The organism is Nonomuraea candida (assembly GCF_000725485.1).
In the GTDB taxonomy this organism is placed as follows: domain Bacteria; phylum Actinomycetota; class Actinomycetes; order Streptosporangiales; family Streptosporangiaceae; genus Nonomuraea; species Nonomuraea candida.
In genome coordinates this window covers 658538-675989 of record NZ_KL647031.1, presented here as the reverse complement: position 1 = coordinate 675989, position 17452 = coordinate 658538, and the positions used below count along the sequence as shown (strand labels likewise).

At 71.7% G+C, this 17452-nt stretch carries 13 protein-coding genes; 1 reads left to right on the top strand and 12 read right to left on the bottom strand.

From position 1 onward, the window contains the following. Positions 1-40: 40 nt before the first annotated feature. The 4 genes from IO39_RS46960 to IO39_RS46945 form a co-directional block, all read right to left on the bottom strand. The gene (locus IO39_RS46960) at positions 41-1204 is read right to left on the bottom strand and encodes an acyl-CoA dehydrogenase family protein (RefSeq protein ID WP_043639401.1); all 1164 of its coding nucleotides are present in this window, start codon (positions 1202-1204) and stop codon (positions 41-43) included. Between the two features lie 16 nt (positions 1205-1220). Continuing rightward, on the bottom strand, positions 1221-1733 hold the full coding sequence (locus IO39_RS46955; RefSeq protein ID WP_043639957.1) for a MaoC family dehydratase: 513 nt from the start codon (positions 1731-1733) through the stop codon (positions 1221-1223). A gap of 66 nt (positions 1734-1799) precedes the next feature. After that, positions 1800-2408, bottom strand: a complete 609-nt coding sequence (locus IO39_RS46950; RefSeq protein WP_043639398.1) for an ACT domain-containing protein — start codon at positions 2406-2408, stop codon at positions 1800-1802. A 225-nt stretch (positions 2409-2633) separates the two neighbouring features. Then, positions 2634-5744 (bottom strand): bifunctional cytochrome P450/NADPH--P450 reductase, encoded by a 3111-nt coding sequence (locus IO39_RS46945; protein ID WP_043639394.1) that lies wholly within the window; start codon positions 5742-5744, stop codon positions 2634-2636. A 53-nt stretch (positions 5745-5797) separates the two neighbouring features. On the opposite strand from IO39_RS46945, the gene IO39_RS46940 reads away from it, so the two are divergent. Continuing rightward, on the top strand, positions 5798-6361 hold the full coding sequence (locus IO39_RS46940) for a TetR/AcrR family transcriptional regulator (RefSeq protein WP_169789243.1): 564 nt from the start codon (positions 5798-5800) through the stop codon (positions 6359-6361). A gap of 62 nt (positions 6362-6423) precedes the next feature. Here IO39_RS46940 and IO39_RS46935 read toward each other — a convergent pair whose 3' ends face one another. The 8 genes from IO39_RS46935 to IO39_RS46900 all read right to left on the bottom strand — a co-directional run bounded on the left by IO39_RS46935 (position 6424) and on the right by IO39_RS46900 (position 17333). Then, positions 6424-6723 carry a hypothetical protein gene (locus IO39_RS46935; RefSeq protein WP_043639391.1) on the bottom strand — a complete coding sequence of 100 codons (300 nt, stop codon included), beginning with the start codon at positions 6721-6723 and terminating at the stop codon, positions 6424-6426. Between the two features lie 10 nt (positions 6724-6733). Beyond that, positions 6734-8953, bottom strand: coding sequence for an AAA family ATPase (locus IO39_RS46930; RefSeq protein WP_043639388.1), 2220 nt, complete (start codon positions 8951-8953; stop codon positions 6734-6736). A gap of 10 nt (positions 8954-8963) precedes the next feature. Continuing rightward, on the bottom strand, positions 8964-10412 hold the full coding sequence (locus IO39_RS46925; protein WP_043639385.1) for an ABC transporter substrate-binding protein: 1449 nt from the start codon (positions 10410-10412) through the stop codon (positions 8964-8966). Between the two features lie 136 nt (positions 10413-10548). After that, positions 10549-11814 (bottom strand): right-handed parallel beta-helix repeat-containing protein, encoded by a 1266-nt coding sequence (locus IO39_RS46920; RefSeq protein WP_043639382.1) that lies wholly within the window; start codon positions 11812-11814, stop codon positions 10549-10551. A gap of 59 nt (positions 11815-11873) precedes the next feature. After that, entirely contained in the window at positions 11874-13664 is a 1791-nt protein-coding gene (locus IO39_RS46915; RefSeq protein ID WP_245642648.1) for a glycoside hydrolase family 13 protein, read from the bottom strand. Between the two features lie 6 nt (positions 13665-13670). Next, positions 13671-14504: a sugar ABC transporter permease gene (locus IO39_RS46910; RefSeq protein WP_043639950.1), complete on the bottom strand. Its 834-nt coding sequence runs from the start codon at positions 14502-14504 to the stop codon at positions 13671-13673. A gap of 2 nt (positions 14505-14506) precedes the next feature. Beyond that, positions 14507-16075: an ABC transporter permease subunit gene (locus tag IO39_RS46905; protein WP_084774667.1), complete on the bottom strand. Its 1569-nt coding sequence runs from the start codon at positions 16073-16075 to the stop codon at positions 14507-14509. Between the two features lie 4 nt (positions 16076-16079). Then, positions 16080-17333: a sugar ABC transporter substrate-binding protein gene (locus IO39_RS46900; RefSeq protein ID WP_245642647.1), complete on the bottom strand. Its 1254-nt coding sequence runs from the start codon at positions 17331-17333 to the stop codon at positions 16080-16082. Positions 17334-17452 lie beyond the last annotated feature (119 nt).

Genomic DNA, 17452 nt, shown 5'->3' with positions numbered 1-17452 from the left:
CAGGACGCCTGCCGCGGGCCGGGCGGCGGCACACCCCGGCCTACCAGCCGATCTTCCCCTTGCCCGAGACGAGCGAGCGGGCGATGACCATGCGCTGCACGTCGTTGGTGCCCTCGCCGATGGCCATCAGCGGCGCGTCCCGGTAGAGACGCTCGACCACGTACTCCTGCGAGTACCCGTAGCCGCCGTGGATGCGCATCGCCTCCAGTGACGCCTTCAGCGCCACCTCCGAGGCGAAGTACTTGGCCATGCCCGCCTCCATGTCCACCCGCCTGCCCCCGTCGGCCTGGGCGGCGGCCCAGTACGTGAGCAGCCGGGCGGCCTGGATCTCGGTGGCCATGTCGGCGAGCTTGAGCTGGATGGCCTGGAAGTCGGCGATCGGCTGCCCGAAGGCGGTGCGTTCGCGGGCGTAGCCGAGTGCGGCGTCGTACGCGGCCTGGGCGACCCCGACGGCGCGGGCGGCGATGTTGACGCGGCCGATCTCCAGCCCGCCGAGCACCTGCTGCATGCCGCGCCCCTCGACGCCGCCGAGCAGGCACGACACCGGCACGCGCACCCCGTCGAGCACCACCTCGCACGTCTCGGTGCCCTTGTAGCCGAGCTTGGGCAGGTCGCGGCTGACGCTGAAGCCGGCCGAGCCGGGGTCGACCAGCAGCACCGACATGCCCTTGTGGGCGGGCTCGGTGATCGAGGTCTTGACCAGCACGGGCAACGGGTCGGCGTGGCGGGCGTTGGTGATCCACGTCTTGGTGCCGGTGACGACGTAGTGGTCGCCGTCGCGTACCGCGCGGGTCTGGATGCCCTGCAGGTCGGTGCCCGCGCCGGGCTCGGTCAGCGCGATCGCGGTGCGGCGCGCGCCGGTGGCCAGGTCGGGCAGGTGCCGCCGCTTCTGCTCCTCGGTGCCGTGGCGGGCGATCACCCAGCAGGCCAGCGAGTGGGAGCCGATCGTGCCCGCCACGCCCATCCAGCCGCGCGCGATCTCCTCGAAGACCAGCGCGAAGGAGACCATGTCGGCCGCCAGGCCGCCGTACTCCTCGGGCACGGACAGGCCGAACAGCCCCATCTGCTTCATCTTGTCGACGATCTCGGTGGGATAGCGCCCCGAGTGCTCCCACTCGGTCGCCACCGGCACGATCTCCTTGTCCACGAACGCGCGCAGGGTCTCGCGGAACGCCTTCTGCTCGTCGGTCAGCTCGAAGTCCATCCACCGCCTCGATTCCTCAGAGCGGGCCGCTCTTGGCCTGGGGGAAATAGCCCTTGTCGTGCGGGGCGTCGCGTTTGTAGACCATGACGGTCCGCGTCCAGGACATGACCTCGTCGCCGTCCTGGTTGAGCCCGCGGGTGAAGCAGGTGACGATCCCGGCGTACGGACGGGACTTCGACTCGCGTTTCGCCATGACCTTCGACTCGGCGTAGAGCGTGTCGCCCACGAACACCGGGTGGGTGAGCGTGATGTCCTCCCAGCCCAGGTTCACGATCGCGGTCTGGCTGACGTCGATGACCGACAGCCCGAGCACGATGGCCACGCTGAGGCCGGAGTTCACGATGATCTTGCCGGTCGGGGACCTGGCGGCGAGGTGGGCGTTGAAGTGGTTCTGGTTCGTGTTCATGGTCAGGAGCGTGAACCAGGTGTTGTCCGACTCGCCGATCGTGCGGCCCATGGGGTGCTGATAGACGTCCCCGACGACGAAGTCCTCGTAGTAGCGGCCGATGGCGGGCTCGTGCACGGTCACGCGCTGCTCCTGTTCGCACGTCAGGACGCCCACGTTAACGACCAGATGAATGTTCGGTCAATCACCTCACGGGGCGCGGGCGGCGAGCTTCGAGACCACGTCCACGATGCGGGTGGCGCGCTCCACCTCCGCCCGGTGGAACTCCGGCCCCTCGGCCCTGGCGACGACCAGGTGCAGCCCGGCCGCGACGACGGGCAGCAGCATGAGTCGCAGCTCCTTGGCCTCCAGGGTGATGGCGCGCGGCGGCGGCTCGGGCAGCTCGAACTCGGCGGGCGCGGTCACCGAGGCATGCCGTACGGCGCCGTCCGGGGCCACCGCCATCGACCACTCCGCCCCGCACAGTCCGGGCAGGGCGTCCACCAGCGTGGCGAACCCCCTGCCGGGCTCGGCGGCCACATGCATGAGCAGGTCGTAGTCGGGCGCCGAGCCGGGCACCTCCCTGGTGGCCCAGACCCCCTCCACCCGTACGCCGGGCACGGCGGACAGCCGCTCGCGTGCTTCCGCCGCGGTCACCGGACCCGGCCAGGAGACGGTGAAGTCGTCCACGGCACGTCCGGCCTCGCGTTCGAGCACGGTGACCTGAAGAATGTCGGCTCCCAGCGCGCCCAGCGCCTTGGCGACCTGACCGAGACCACCCGGCCGGTCCGGCAACGACACCCTCAGTCGCAGCAGCATGGCCGCCCCCTTTCCCAGAGGCTCTCACAGTGCCGTGGAAAGGTTTCGAGCATGTTCCACGGACATGTCGCACATGCTGCGGTTATATCCAACAATGCAGTGTTAAGACCGAATTGTCGATAAAGGGAAGGTGAGGGTTACGGCAGGTCCTCCTGTGGTCACGCGGCGGACCGACCGTGGCCGCGCCGGCCCCGTCCTCGGCCGGGGCGCCGTCATCAGCGCCCGTCAGGCGAAGACGTCCTGCTGGTAGCGCCCGTCCGCCTCCAGCCCGGCCAGCCAGGCCGTGCCGTCCTCGCCGGTCTTCTCCCGGTGCAGGTCGAGCAGGACCCGCCGGACGGCCGGGGCCATCCGCAGGCCGTCGCCGCACACGTACACGTGCGCGCCCTGCCCGAGCAGCTCCCACACCTCGTCGCCGTGAGCCGCGACCGCGTCCTGCACGAACCGGTACGGATGCCCCGGCACGGCCGAGTACGCCCGGTGCACGCGCACCTCGTCCGCCGCCTCCCAGGCGGCCAGCTCCCCGGCGTACAGCAGGTCGTGCTCGGGATGGCGGCAGCCGGTGAACACCTCGGCCCGCCCGCTCGCCCCGCGCAGCGCCCGCTCCTCCAGGAACCCGCGCAGCGGCGCGAAGCCGGTGCCGGGGCCGACGAGGATGACCGGCGTGGCCGGGTCTTCCGGCAGCCGGAACGGCGGCGCGGGCACCCGGATGTAGCCGTAGAACACCTCTCCTTCCCGCAGCCCCGCCAGGTACGCCGAGCACATGCCCTGGTAGGTGCCGCTGCCGGACCAGGCGGGCCCCTCGACCAGGCCGACGGTGAGCCGTACCAGGCCGGGGTCGGCCAGCGGCGAGGAGGAGACGGAGTAGTAGCGCGGCCTGATCGGCCCGGCCATCTCCAGGAACACCGGCAGCGGCAGCTCGATCGCCGGGAAGCGCTCCAGCAGGGCCAGCGGCGACAGCCGCTTGGCCAGGACCTCGTCGGCGTAGTTGGCGGTCAGCTCGGCGAGCCGGCCCGTGGTCCACGGGCAGGCGGTGTGTGCGGCCAGCGCCTCCAGGTCGGCCCTGGTGGCCACCTCCTGCAGCTCGGCGAACTCGGTCAGCAGCAGCCCGGCCGTGACCGGCGTGCCGACGGGCAGGTGCGTCGAGCCGGCGGCGCGCAGGCGCACGACCTGCTCGCGGGGGACGCGCAGGCAGCGCAGCGCCCACTCCACCAGCTCGGGGTCGTTCTTGGCGAAGACGGCCACGTGGTCGCCGGCCGAGTACGTCACGCCTTCGGGCAGCCTGGCCACGATGGAGCGCACGCCGGGGCGGGGCGCCTCGGCCGAGAAGTCCCACAGCCCCTCCGGGTCGCCGGTCAGCTCCTCGTTGGCGACCACGGTCAGCGGGACGGCCCGCTCGGACACCACCGACGGCCTGACCTCGGCCTCGGTGAGCACCTCCATCTCGTAGCGCGGCTCGGCGGCGCCGGGGGCGGCGCTGTACTCCTCGGCCAGCGCCGCCCACAGGCGCGCCGTCCACGCGGACACGTCGCCGTCGAAGTCGCCGTCCGTGTCGGCCTCGCCCCGCTCCACGAGCGGGACGGCCCCCGCCGCCGTCAGCTTCTCGAAGGCGCGCCGCGGGAAGTCCTGGTACGTCGGCCACTGCGTGTTTCCGCAGCCCAGCACGGCCAGGCGCACCCCGGACAGGTCGGGCAGCGTCTCCAGCGCGTCGAAGCGCTGCGCGTTGTCGGGGGCCTTGCCGTTGTAGGAGGAGGCCACCACGACCAGCAGCCCCTCGGCGGGCGGCGTCAGCTCGTCCAGCGTGGTCAGCGTCGTCGCGAACCCGGACCGCCCGGCCCGCTCGGCCAGCCGCTCGGCGATGTCGGCGCTGGTGCCGAGGTTGGAGCCGTAGGCGACGGTGAGCGGCACGCCGGTCACCGCGATGTCCTGCTGCTCGCTCTCCCGCTCGGGCAGCGCGGTCACCACGGCGCGCTCGTGCGCGCGCCGCTCGCGGACCCTGAGCGTGAACCCGTCCGGCTTCAGCGTCAGCGTCTGCTTGATCTTCATGCGGTAGACGCCCGGGTCGGACAGGGCGAAGCGCCGCAGGATCATCGCCAGCGCCAGCCGGGCCTCGGTGAGCGCGAACTGGCGGCCGATGCAGGCCCGCTCGCCGTTCCCGAACGGCTTGTACGCCCCGGGGTGGTGCTCCTTCTTGTTCTCCGGCAGCCAGCGGTCGATGTCGAACTCGTCGGGCCGCCGCCACGCCTTGGGGTGGCGGTGCAGCGGCGGCAGCAGCACGCCGACGCCCTGGTTCTCGGGGATGAGGTAGTCGCCGATCATGGTGTCGCGGATCGCGCTCACGCTGAAGGCGGGGATCGGCGACCAGATCCGCAGCGTCTCCTCCAGGATGCGCGGCACGACGTCCAGCTTCATGATCTGCTCGTACGTCGGCGGCTCGTCCCCCGGCAGCAGCCGGTCCACCTCGTCGTAGGCGCGGGCCAGCACGTGCGGCTCGCGCAGCAGGTTGTACAGGGCGAAGGAGAGCAGGCCGCTGGTGGTCTCGTGGCCGGCGATCAGGAAGGTGAGGACCTGGTTGCGGATGTTCTCGTCCGACAGGCGCACGCCGGTCTGCGGGTCGGAGGCCTCCAGCATCAGGCCCAGCAGGTCTTTCGTGCCCCCGCCGCCGTCGGCGCGGCGCTGCTTGATCACGTCGTCCACCAGCGCCTGCATGGTGGCGATGTCGCGCCGGTAGGTCTCCTCCTGGCGCTTGCGCAGCTTCGTGACGAAGGGCAGTTGCTGGTTGCGCAGCATCGCCTCGGTCAGCGCGCCGCCCATGGCCTCGAGGAACGGGTGCAGCTCCGGCGAGCCGAACGAGTCGAACCGGTAGCCGAACCCGGTGAGCGAGATCGTGTCGAGGGTGAGCCGGGTCATGTCGTCGGCGACGGGCAGGTCCTCCCCCTGGCGGGCCGCCCAGGACTCGACGAGCTGCTCGGCCACCTCGAGGAACTGCGGATAGTACGCCTTCATCGAGCGCTGGCTGAAGGCCGGCATCAGGATGCGGTGCGCGTGGCCCCACACCGGCTCGTCCGCGTCGGCCGTGAACAGGCCGTCACCGCCGAAGTCGCGCACGATCGACAGCGGGGGCTTGATCCGCTTGACGAACCTGCTCTCGTCGCACACCTCGGCCACCAGGTCGGGGTCGTAGACGAGCACGATCCTGCGCCCGGCGACCTCGAGCTGGAAGATGCCCTCGTCGTACTGCGAGGCCACCTTGACGAAGTGCTCCATGGGCGTGTCCGAGGGGATCTGCAACGTGTTCCCCAGGATCGGCAGTCCCTGAGGGGCGGGGATCCGGGCCATGAGTGCTCCCTTCCATAGCCATACACCGTATGGCTGACGCTACCATACGGTGTATGGCAGTGAGCGCGCGCAGGGGTGCACCCCTGACACTCGAAGAGATCACCACGACGGCCCTGCGCCTGATGGACGAGGGCGGGGTGGAGGGGTTCTCGATGCGCAAGCTCGCCGGCGAGCTCAACGTCAACCCCATGTCGCTCTATCACCACGTGGAGAGCAAGGAGGCGCTCATCGCGCTGATCTGCGCCACGGCCGCGCGGCGCATGGACCTGCCGCCCGACGACGGCTCCCCCTGGCAGCAGCAGCTACGCGCCCTCGCCCTGGCCTACCACCGGCACGTGGTCGCGCATCCGGCCCTGTGGAGCTACCTGCACAGCAATCCCGAGCTCATCGCGGACAGGAAGCTGGAGATCTGGCAGACGCTCTACCGCATCCTGCGCCAGGCCGGGGTGCCGGAGGCGGAGCTGCGGCGCACGAGTGACGTGCTGCACGCGTTCGTCACGGGGTTCGTCGTCGCCGAGACCCAGGGGCACCTGCCGGCGGAGCCGGAGGAGATCGAGCGCGACTTCGACACGGCCATCCACCTGATCATCCACGGCCTGGCCAGTTTCACCGGCTGACCAGGGCGGCGCACGGACCGGACCCGCCCCGCGTTCCCGGCACGCCCGGCTTCCCCCGGGGCTCAGCCCGCGGCCTCCCAGACCGCTTCGAACGCCTCCGGGGGGATCTCGGTCAGCTCCCAGATCTCCAGCGGCTGGTCGGTCAGGAAGCCGTGCTCGTCCTGCAGATGCCGCCACCAGTAGCGGCGCGCCGCCCGGTCGGAGCCCACCTCGACCTGCCGGACGGCCCAGTGCTCGCCGTCGCCCTCGACGCTCTCGAACAACCAGGCGCGGCCGTCCTCGTCGCCCATGTGCCAGTAGTGGCGGGGGGCGTCGGACTCGGCGAGCTGCCGCACCAGCGGCTGGCGAAGATCTGGAACCACAGCCTTCACCTTAGGGCGTCGGGCCGGCGGGCGGGGGGATCGGGTGCAGGCCCCAGTGCTCCCTGATCCGGCACAACGAGATCCTGGCCTGGTGGTCGGCGGTGCCGATGCGGCTGCCGGTCCTGGCCAGCGCGGTGAAGGAGCGCTCGGTCATGGCGGCCCTGACCCGCTCGCCGTCCAGCTCCCCGGAGAAGACGCCGAGGATCGTGTCGAGGAAGTACAGCCGGTTGGCGATGGTCAGGTCGGAGGTCCGCTCCCCCAGCTCGCGCAGCCGTCCGTACCGGATGTCGGGCTCCGCCAGCTCGACCGCCTCCGGCGGCACCCGGCTGTCACCGGTGCCGGCCAGCCGGTGCAGCTCCCTGGCCACCAGCCGGCGCGCGGTGTCGGGCAGCTCCTCCGCCTCCGGCCGGGCTTCGTGGGGCCGGTCGTCGTGGGAGCGGTCGCCGTCCGGCCGGTCGGTACGGGGCCGGACGGCGAAGAGGATCGCGGCCCTGGCGATGCGCAGCAGGTCGCGCGGGATGCCGCCGGCCAGCGCGTTGAACAGCGCGGTGAAGGCCATCGGCAGCCCGATCACCCGGGAGTCCAGCAGCCGGGCCGCGTCCTCCTGGCCCAGCGGCTCGACCCTGACGACCTCGTCGATGGCGCTGTCGAAGACGTCGCGCCCGCCCACCGGCGCCAGGTCGGCCGCGCGCAGCGCCTCGTCCGACACCGACAGCACGAACAGGCAGCCGGGCACGTCGAAGATGACCTTCAGCTCGTTGAGGAAGTCCTGGGCCGCGGTGGCGGGCTGGATCCGGTCGAGCTCGTCGATGCCGATCACGAGCTGGCCGCCGCCGCCGTCGAGCGCCGCCCCCACCCGCCGCAGGAACTCCTTCAGCTCGTGCACGATCTCGGGATAGCTGAGCGGCTGGCGGGAGCGGTTCCTGCCGCGCATGAGCGACAGGCCCACGACGGGCACGCTGAGGGTGGCCTCGGTGGCGTGCGACTGCAGGTACCAGATCCGGTGCAGGCGCTGGCCCGCCGGCCGGCGCAGGGAGCGCGGGCCCTCGCGGATCACCAGCTTGCACACCTCGGCGAACAGGTGCAGCGCGAAGTCGCGCCGGTCGTACAGGACGGGCGCGTCCACGATGACGCTCAGCCGCTCGCCGCCGCGGCAGTAGGCCGTCAGCAGCTCGGTCTTGCCCACCCCGCGCGGCCCGGACAGCGCGATGCTGCCGTCGTCCATGCCGCGCGACACGACCTCCAGCCGCTCGTCGGCGGGTGTCCTGACGTGGCCCTCGCCGCGGGCCCGCTTCAGGCTCAGCGTGCGCTGGACCGCCAGCCGGACCGAGACCGAGCGCTCGGCCGCGGCCTGGACGTGCGGGCGCAGCACCTTGCGCATGCTCTCCTCCAGCTTCGCGCACCATGCCTGGCGCAGGTTCCGCAGCTCCTGCCGGTCCTTCTCCGCGGCGCCGGGATGGGCCAGCGACAACCACCACACGCGCACGGGGGGCGCGAACGCCGCCGCCCACGCCCCGCCCGCCGCCACCGCCACCGCCGCCGTCCAGCCGCCCTGCTGCGCGGCGAGGAACGCCAGGCCGCCGGTGGTGACCAGCGCCACGAGCGCGGCCGCGGCCAGGAAGGCGGCGTCGGGCGGGCTGCCGCGCTCGGCGTCGGGCGGGGACAGCAGCCACGCCGCCGCGAACACCAGCAGCCCGGCCAGCACCAGCACGAGCAGCGCGATGCCCGCGCCGGGCAGCGGGGACCCGCCGGCGGTCGTCCCCGCCTGGCCCGTGGTGGCCAGGCCGTAGAGCACGCAGGCGGCGATCGTGGCCGCGCCGCAGGCGGCCGGCACGACGGCGCGGAGCAGGAGCGGCCACGGCCCGCCGGCCGGCACCCGGGCGGCCACCCTCTCGTAGTCGGCGCGGTAGCCGTCGCCGAGGCCGTCCATGAGGGAGTCGCGCTCCTGGTCCAGGATGGCGCGCAACTGGCCGGCGGAGGGCAGCGCGAGCCGCTCGGGCGCCGCGGTGGCCGCGGCCGCCGCCTCCTTGAGGACCGCCGCGATCGCCGCCTCGCGCGCCTCGGCGAACAGCCCCTCGTGCCGGCGCCCCTGCCCCGCCGCCGCCCCGGGCCGCGGGCCGGCCTCGGACGGCGGGCCGGTCTCGGACGGCGGGCCGGTCTCGGACGGCGGGCCGGTCTCGGACGGCGGGCCGGTCTCGGGCAGCGGGCCAGGGGCAGGAGGTCCGGTCATGAGGGGCTCCTCACGTGACCCAGTACGGCGTGAAACCGGCCGGCATGTCCTGCACGACGTCCGTGCCGAGCTGCTTGATGGGGATCATCCGGTCCACCGCCCTGCCGTTCTCCTCCTTGGGGAAGCTGAGATCGCCCGACGCCCCGCGTACGGCGTAGGCGAGCACGAGGTTCTCGATGGCCGGCGGGATGTCGGCCGGGGTGGGCACCGCGGGCCCCAGCCTGGCGGCGGCGGCCAGCACGGCCAGCGCGTCGTGGTGCGCGATGGCCATGCCGTCCCTGAGGTCCGCCGGCGGGAAGCCGTGCCCCTGGTGGGCGGCGGCGAACTCCGGGAAGCCGCCGGGCCGCCCGGCCGTCGCGCCCCGCCAGGACTCGGAGTCGGCGGAGGTGGCGTAGACGACCTTCACGTTGGCCTGCTCCAGCACGGGAAGGAGGTCGGTGGTGGAGGCGAACCCGGTCGCCGCGGCCAGCACGGTCAGCGGTTCGCTGCGGCACGGCCGGTCCTTCAGCGCCCGGGCGAAGTGCTCGAAGTCCGCGCCGCGGCCGGCGTACAGGACGGTGTCGAGCGGGTGGTCGTCGGAGTTGACGGCGACGCAGAGGTTCGTGACCACCGTGGCGAACAGGTTGGGGGTGCCCACCCGGTCGATGGTGGCGCCCACATATGACAGGTCGGGAAATTTCAGATAGGTCCGCAGCTCCTGCTGGTAGGCGGTGAAAAGGGAATTGGTGTAGGGGTCGGGATTGCGGTCGTAGACCGCGATCGCCGATTTGAGGGACTTCCGGGCGTCGAGGTAATGCCGCAACGCGCGAGAATACTGGACATTACTGGGCGAGACGCTCCAGAAATTGGGCAGGCCGGTCAGGGTGTCGGCGGAGGTGATGGCGCTGACCATCGGGATGCCCTCGGCGCCGAGCCTGCGCACGACCGTCTCGGTGCCGGCCACGCTGGAGCCGAGCCCGATCACGCCCACCAGCGGATGCTCCTCCTCCGAGACCTCCAGCACCTTGCGCAGCAGCCGCTCGCCGGAGCTCTGCCTGCTGCCCTGGTTGGCCAGGAGCAGTTGCAGCCCGAGCTTGTTGTGGTCGCCGTAGACGGTCGTGGTGTTGGCCCTGATCAGCGCGGTGTAGATGCCCTGCAGCGCGTGCTCGATCTGGTGCAGGGTGATGGCCGACGGCGCGCCGGCGGAGACGGTGAGCGGCATCAGCAGGACGACCTTGACGTAGGGGCCGCCGTCCTCGGCGACGCGGTCGTTCTCCTGCTGGATCTTGGTCTGGATGCGGTTGATCCGCTCCATGACCACCGCCTGGCCCTTGCCCGCGGCGGCGGGGTCGTTGAAGAACGTGCCGCCGTGGCTGATGCCGAGCAGCTCCTGGTGCGGGTCGCCGCTCCACCAGACCGACCGGGCGTTGTCGTGAATCCGCCAGCCACCGAAGATCACCACGCCGACGACGAGCGCCACTATTCCCACAATGGGCCATTTGTGTTTCATCGTCATCCCCCGGGGGGCATTGGGGCCGTGTGCAATTATTCTCGCCCCTCGCGCACACGAAAAAGGCGGAAACGGAGTTGCCGTTCCCGCCTTTCTTCGGTGGCCTCTAGTGCTGGTAGGCTCCCGCGTCCGGCGTGCCGGACAGGGCCTTGCCCCTGGCGTCCTTGGCGAAGGCCTTGCCGCCGTACCACCTGGGGGTGAGCGGCACGCCGCGGCCGAGGGCCGGGGAGCCCGGGCGCAGCCGCAGGTCGGTGCGGGAGACGAACCGGGGGTCGGCCACGACCGACTTCGGGCCCAGCTTGAACCGTTTGGTGCGGCCCAGGTAGACGCTGCCCGCGTCGTCGGCGCCCGCGCCGTCCTCCCAGCCGGCCTCGCCGCCGACGGCGATGACGTTGTTGCGCAGCTTGAGGATCGACGGGGAGCAGCCGTCGTGGCAGGACCAGCCGATCGTGGCCTTGCCCGGGAGGTAGACCGAGTTGTGCACCGCGATCGTGCCCTTGACGGGGCCGACGATGTGGCGGGGGCCGCGGGTGACGAGGAAGGAGCCCCGGGCGCGGGTGGAGGTGACCACGTTGAAGGCGAAGACGTTGCCGGTGGCGGTCTTGCCGTCCTGGGCGCCGAGTTCGGTGAAGGTCACGTTGTCCCTGGCGACGTTGCGGACGATCCGGTTGCGGTCGCCGTTGAAGATCTCGATGGCGGCCCCGTCGTGGCCGTAGTCCTTGCTCCTGGCGGAGCTGCCGGTGATGGTGTTGCCGGTCACCACGTTGTCGTCGCCGTTGAGCAGCACCCCGAACGCGCCGGAGTCGTTGTCGTGGCCCGCGTCGTTGACACTCATCCGGTTGTTGTCGCTCAGCACGCTGTCGCGGATGGTGTTGTGCGAGCCGGAGGGCGTGACGTGGACGCCGGCGATGTTGCGGTCGGCCCGCACGCCCTTCAGCTCGTTGTGGTCGCCGCCGATCTCGAACCCGGCCCAGCGGCAGTTGGAGGCGTGCAGCCCGCTGATGCGCCAGTGGTCGCCCTTGACGACCACGCAGTCGGTCTCGGCGCCGCTGATCCTGGCCAGCGGGCCGCTGCCGTAGGCCGTGATGCTGATGGGCCGGGCGGCGGTGCCGTCGGTCTCCAGCGTGAGCGGCCCGGTGAAGCTGCTGCCGCGCTTGACGGCCACCGTGTCGCCGGGCTTGAGCTCCGCGGTGGCGAGCTGCTCCAGCGACTTCCAGGCGGTGGCGGCGCTGGTGCCGGCCGCCGCGTCGTCACCGGCGCGCGAGTCGACGTAGTAGGTCGTGCCCGCGCGGGCTCCTGTGCGGGCGACGGCCTCGGACGGCAGCACGGCAGGCACGAGCGTGGCCAGGACGGCTACGGAGAGCAACCTCATACGAGCACACCACTATCTGGGTCGGGGCAGGAGGGTCAGCAGAGGCCACCGTAGCGTGATCAGCGCGTGAGGCGCCACATACGCAGTGAAGGTCCTTCGCCCGGGATGACGTCCCCGTCGGCGGCGTTGTGGAGGCCGGTGGCGTGCGCGCCGATGGCCAGCGGCCGGCCCGGCGCGCGGCGCACGCACACGAGGATCGACTCCTCGTACGTCTCGCGCGCGAACACCAGGCAGTCGGCGTCGGCGTGCAGCCAGCGCAGCCCGCCGTGACGCAGCGCGGGCTCGGCCCGGCGCAGCCCGAGCAGCTCGCGGTAGCCGGCCAGCGTCTCCAGGTCCTGGTCGGCGGGCCGGTTCCAGGGCATCGGGGTGCGGGAGTGCTCGCCGTTCACGCCGGTCAGGCCGTACTCGCTGCCGGCGAACACCATCGGCGTGCCCGGCAGCGTGGCCTGGAGGCCGAGGGCGAGCAGGTGGCGCTCGCGCGAGCCGGTGACGGTGCGGATGCGGGGCGAGTCGTGGGAGTCGAGCAGCTGCCAGGAGTGCACGAGCGAGCGCCACGACATCTGGGAGGCGAACGCCCGGAAGGTGGCCAGGGTGGCCAGGCCGTCGCGCTCGGGCACGCCGCCCGGCACGCCCATGAAGTGCTCCAGGTCCAGCTCCGGGCCGCGCAGCCAGGCCCAGACGGGCCGGGTGAAGCCGCCGTAGTTCATGGTGCCCTGCCAGCCGTCGCGGTCGAGGTCGTGCGAGGCGTCGTGGTTGTGCTCGGCGATGAGCGCGGCCTCGGGGCCCAGCCCGGCCCGCAGCAGCGCGGCGACCTCGTGGGCGTAGTCGTCGGCCGCGCGCCTGCCGGTCATGTTGGCCACGTCCACCCGCCAGCCGTCGAACGGGCCGAGCCACCGCTTCAGCACGGCCGTCATCCTGGTGCGCACCAGCTCGCTGCCCCAGTTGAGCTTGGGCAGCGTCTTGTAGCCCCACCAGGACTCGTAGTCGCCGGTCTCCGGGTCGAAGTAGAACATCTCCCGCTCCGGCGCGTTCACGTCGGAGACGGCGGCGGTGAACCATTCGTGCGTGTCGCCGCAGTGGTTGGTGGTGATGTCGCCGAGCAGCCGCATGCCGCGCGCGTGCACCGCGCCGGACAGGCGGTGCAGGGCCGCGTCGCCGCCGAGCAGCGGATCGACGTGCTCGAAGGTGGAGGCGTTGTAGCGGTGGTTGGAGCGGGCCGGGAAGATCGGCGTCAGGTAGACGGTGTCCGCGCCGAGGCTCTGGATGTGGTCGAGCCGGCCGGCGATGCCGTCGAGGTCGCCGCCGTAGAACTGCTCGGAGGTGCCCGGGCCGTGGGGGATGACGGGGTCGCGGTCCCAGTCGCGCGGCAGCGCCCAGTCGGGCAGGTCGTCCGGTGCCGGGGCGGGGCCGGAGCGGTCGTAGCGGTCGGGGAAGATCTGGTAGACGATCGCGTCCGACATCCACTCCGGCGGGGCCTGGTGGCAGACCAGGCGGAAGTCGCCGGCGTCGGTGGGGTCGTGGCCCACCGGGCCCGCCGCCGTCAGCCACGAGCGGCCGCTCCCGGTGTGGAGCAGGAAGCGGTAGGGGGTGACGGGGTTGACCGCGGTGATCTCGGCCCGCCACCAGACGTCGGTGGCGCCGTATCCGCCCGCGTCGCGGCGCGAGCGGTCCACGGACGCCTCGACGTAGCGCGGCTCGCCGTCGTGGACGGCGCGCACGTGCACGGCGGTGACGCCGGCGGCCAGCGGCGCCCGCAGCCAGAGCGTGACCCGCGAGCCGAGCCCGGGCCGCTGGTCGGAGACGTACAGAGCCGAGCCGTCGTGATGCGGCTCCCCCAGAAAACGCAGCACTGCACCTTATCCCTTGACAGCTCCGGCGGTCAGGCCGGAGACGATGTACTTCTGCAGCCAGAGGAACACGCCCACGGTCGGAATCGCGGTAATGAGCGTGGCCGAGGCGAACATGCCGAAGTTGGCGTTGCGGTGGTCGCCGGCGATCATGCCGTACATGCCGACGGCGAGGGTCTTGCTCTCGGGGTCGCGCAGGAACACGTTGGCCATGAGGAACTCGCTCATGGTGCCGATGAAGGCCAGCAGCGCGGTGACCGCGAGGATCGGGGTGACCAGGGGCATGATGACCCGCCAGAAGATCTGGGCGTGGGTGGCGCCGTCCATGGTGGCGGCCTCGTCCAGCTCCTTGGGCACGGTGTCGAGGAAGCCCTTCATCAGCCAGGTGTTCACGCCGAGCGCGCCGCCGAGGTAGAGCAGCAGCAGGCCCCAGACGGTGTTGAAGCCGAAGGCCGGGTAGAGCTCGGTCACCTCGGTGAAGATCATGAAGATCGTCACGATGGCGAGGAACTGCGGGAACATCTGGATGAGCAGCAGCGCCAGCATGCCGACCCGGCGGCCGGCGAAGCGCATGCGGCTGAAGGCGTACGCGGCGAACATCGACAGCAGCAGGGCCGCGAACGACGACACCAGCGCGATGAACACCGAGTTGAAGAACCACCGGGCGAACGGGTACGTGTCGGAGGTCAGCAGGTCGGCGACGTTGCCCAGGCTCGCGCCGGTGGGCAGCAGGTCGGTGGAGGCGAGCGTGCCCATCGGGTTGATCGCGGCCGAGACCACGAACAGGATCGGGAACACCGCGAACGCGCACACGAGCAGCACGAAGACGTGCCGCAGAGCCATCTTCACGCGTAGATCTCCTCCTGCTTGCGGCTCCGCCGGAACGCCACGGCCGAGATGACGGCCACGATGGCGAAGATGAACACCGAGATCGCCGCCGCGAAGCCGAACTGCGCGCCGCCCGCGCCGAACGCCAGCCTGAAGGTGTAGGTGATGAGCAGGTCGGTGCCGCCCACCTGCGGGCTGTCGGCGGGGAACGGGCCGCCCTCGGTGGTCAGGGCGATGGCGTTGTAGTTGTTGAAGTTGAAGGCGAACGCCGAGATCAGCAGCGGCGTGAGCGCCACCAGCAGCAGCGGCAGCGTCACCCGGCGGAAGGCCCGCCACGGCGTGGCCCCGTCGATGGCGGCGGCCTCGGTCAGCTCGCGCGGGATGGCCTGCAGCGCGCCGGTGGTGACGAGGAACATGTACGGGAAGCCGAGCCAGAGGTTGACCAGGATGACGCCGAAGCGGGCGGTCATCGTGCCGCCGAGCCAGTCGATCTCGGTGCCGAGCAGCTGGTTGATCAGGCCGAAGTCGCGGTTGAACATGTCGCGCCAGACCAGCAGCATGGCGAAGGCGGGCATCGCGTACGGCAGGATCAGCACGATCCGGTAGACGCGCGTGCCGCGCATGCGTGGATGGTGCAGCGCCAGGGCCGCCGACATGCCGAGCGCGAAGCAGCCGAGCACGGAGGCGAGGGCGAAGACGAGGTTCCAGCCCAGCACTCCGGCGAAATATCCGGAGATCGTGGGGTTGGTCAGCACGCGCAGGAAGTTGTCCAGGCCGACGTTGACCTGCCAGCCCTGCGCCAGGTGCTCGCCCCTGGCGTTGACGAAGTAGCCCTGGCTCTCGTCGGCCGTCCAGGTGTCGCCGTTGCCGCGCACGCAGTCGCAGGCGGCGTCGTACACCAGGGTGGCCTTGCCCTCGACCGCGCGGCTGAGCCCGTTCGCCTTGATCAGGCCGCCGGCGGTCGGCACGGCCAGCGCGGAGATCTCCTGCCCGCGGGCGGCGGCCTGCGGCGCGGTGAGCACGCTCACGCCGGGCGCGCTCAGCACCTTGCCGGTCGCGCCGAGGCGGGCGCCGTCCAGCCGGGACAGCCCCTCGGCGCTGCCCAGCGAGACCTGCTTGGTCGCCGGGTCCACCAGCAGGAACACCAGCTCCTCGCCGCGCAGCGCCGCGGTCATCGTGTACTCGGGCGAGCCCGGCGCCTGCCGGACCGAGCCGGTCTGGATGGCCTCGACGGCGGCGGCCTTGTCGCCGCGGTGCCCGTCGCCGAAGTTGGTGAACGCGGTGGTGACCGTGTAGACCACCGGGAACACCTGGAAGGCCAGCAGGAAGACGGTGCCGGGGATGAGATATTTCGCGGCGACGAACCGGCGGGTCAGGTAGAGGTAGGCGATGGCGGCGCTCGCGGCGGCCAGCACCCCCAGCGGCACCCACGACCCGGCGGCGATGAGCGGCGGCACGGCGTAGAGCAGGATCGCGGCCGCCACGGCGAGCACCGCGATCCTGCTCACCACGAACGCCGTGGTGATCTCCCGGCGGGGCCGCCCCGGCCCCTGCGCCCGGGCGGCCTCACGCACGTCCACAGCCATGTCGTCAGTTCTTGAGCGAGCCGTCGATGGCCTTCTGGGCCGCCGCGGCGGCCTCGGCCGGGTCGCCGCCCTTGACCACGGCCGTCTCCGCGATGCCGAACGGCTCCCAGATGGCGGCCATCTCGGGGATGGCGGGCATCGGCATGCCCTCCTTGCCGGCCTCCATGAACTTGGCGGCGTCGGGGTCGGCGGCCTGGACCTCCTGCAGCGCGGCGGTCAGCGCCGGGGGCCGCGGGTCGGCCTCGTACAGGGCCTTGGCGACGTCCTTGTTGGTCACGTAGTTGGCGACGAACTCCTGGGCCAGGGCCTTGTTCTTGCCCTTGGAGGCGACGAAGAAGCTCTGCACGCCGACGAACGGGGTGGCGGGCTTGCCGTCCTTGAACGACGGGACGGCGCTGATGTCGTACGTGACGCCGCCCTTCTTGACCTCGCTGATCGCCCACGGGCCGGAGACGAGGTAGGCGCACTTGCCGCCGGCGAAGTTGACGATGTAGTTCTCGTTGGTCAGCGAGGTGCGCAGCGCGCCGTCGCCCTTCTCGCCGAGGTCCTTGAGCTTGCCGAACGCCTTGACCGACTCCTCCGAGCCGAGCAGCACCTGCTTGGGGTCGGGGTCGCCGGCCGGCGTGGTGCCGAACAGCGCGCCGCCGCCGGAGGCGAAGATCGGGTAGACGTGGAAGGCGTCGCCCTTCTGGCCGACGGGGATGCAGAGCACCTCCTTGACCTTGCCGGCCTTCTTCAGCTCCTTGCCCTTGTCCAGCATCTCCTCGATGCTGGCCGGCGCGTCGGGGGCGAGGTCGGTGTTGCGGATCAGGGCGATGTTCTCCACCGCGTACGGCGCGCCGTAGATCTGCCCGTTGAACGTCACCGCCTGGATCGCCTTGGCGGAGAAGGCCGCCTTCTGCTCCTCGGTGAGCGTGACCGGGTCGATGGCGCCGTTCTGCACCAGGTTGCCGATCCAGTCGTGCGCGCCGATCATGACGTCCGGCCCGCTGCCCTGCTGGGAGGCGGTCAGGAACGTCATCTGGTTGTCCTTGCTGATCTCCTTCACCTCGACGGTCACGCCGTTCTCGGTGCCGAACTGCTCGGCGAAGGGCTGCAGCGGCTTGACCCGCATGGGGTCGGCCCAGATCACCAGCGTGCCGCCCGCGGCCGGGGCGGAGGCGGAGCCCGAGGCCGGCGCGCTGGACGCCGCCGGAGAGGCCGACTGGGAACTACCGCACGCCGTCGCGGCGAACGCCAGGGTCGCGAGTGTTGCCACACCCAGAGCCCGCATGCGCATGGGGGACCTCCCGAGGTCACGGAGGAACGGCGGCGCCGCACGCGCCACCGTCGAAGGAGAAAGCTCGAACGTTTCCGGGACGTTAGCGGCTCTTTGCA

Coding starts and splice junctions, on each gene's coding strand:
- IO39_RS46950 (WP_043639398.1), bottom strand. CDS start 2,408: ATGCTGCTGCGACTGAGGGTGTCGTTGCCGGACCGGCCGGGTGGTCTC.
- IO39_RS46910 (WP_043639950.1), bottom strand. CDS start 14,504: ATGGCTCTGCGGCACGTCTTCGTGCTGCTCGTGTGCGCGTTCGCGGTG.
- IO39_RS46960 (WP_043639401.1), bottom strand. CDS start 1,204: ATGGACTTCGAGCTGACCGACGAGCAGAAGGCGTTCCGCGAGACCCTG.
- IO39_RS46920 (WP_043639382.1), bottom strand. CDS start 11,814: ATGAGGTTGCTCTCCGTAGCCGTCCTGGCCACGCTCGTGCCTGCCGTG.
- IO39_RS46945 (WP_043639394.1), bottom strand. CDS start 5,744: ATGGCCCGGATCCCCGCCCCTCAGGGACTGCCGATCCTGGGGAACACG.
- IO39_RS46905 (WP_084774667.1), bottom strand. CDS start 16,075: ATGGCTGTGGACGTGCGTGAGGCCGCCCGGGCGCAGGGGCCGGGGCGG.
- IO39_RS46940 (WP_169789243.1), top strand. CDS start 5,798: ATGGCAGTGAGCGCGCGCAGGGGTGCACCCCTGACACTCGAAGAGATC.
- IO39_RS46930 (WP_043639388.1), bottom strand. CDS start 8,953: ATGACCGGACCTCCTGCCCCTGGCCCGCTGCCCGAGACCGGCCCGCCG.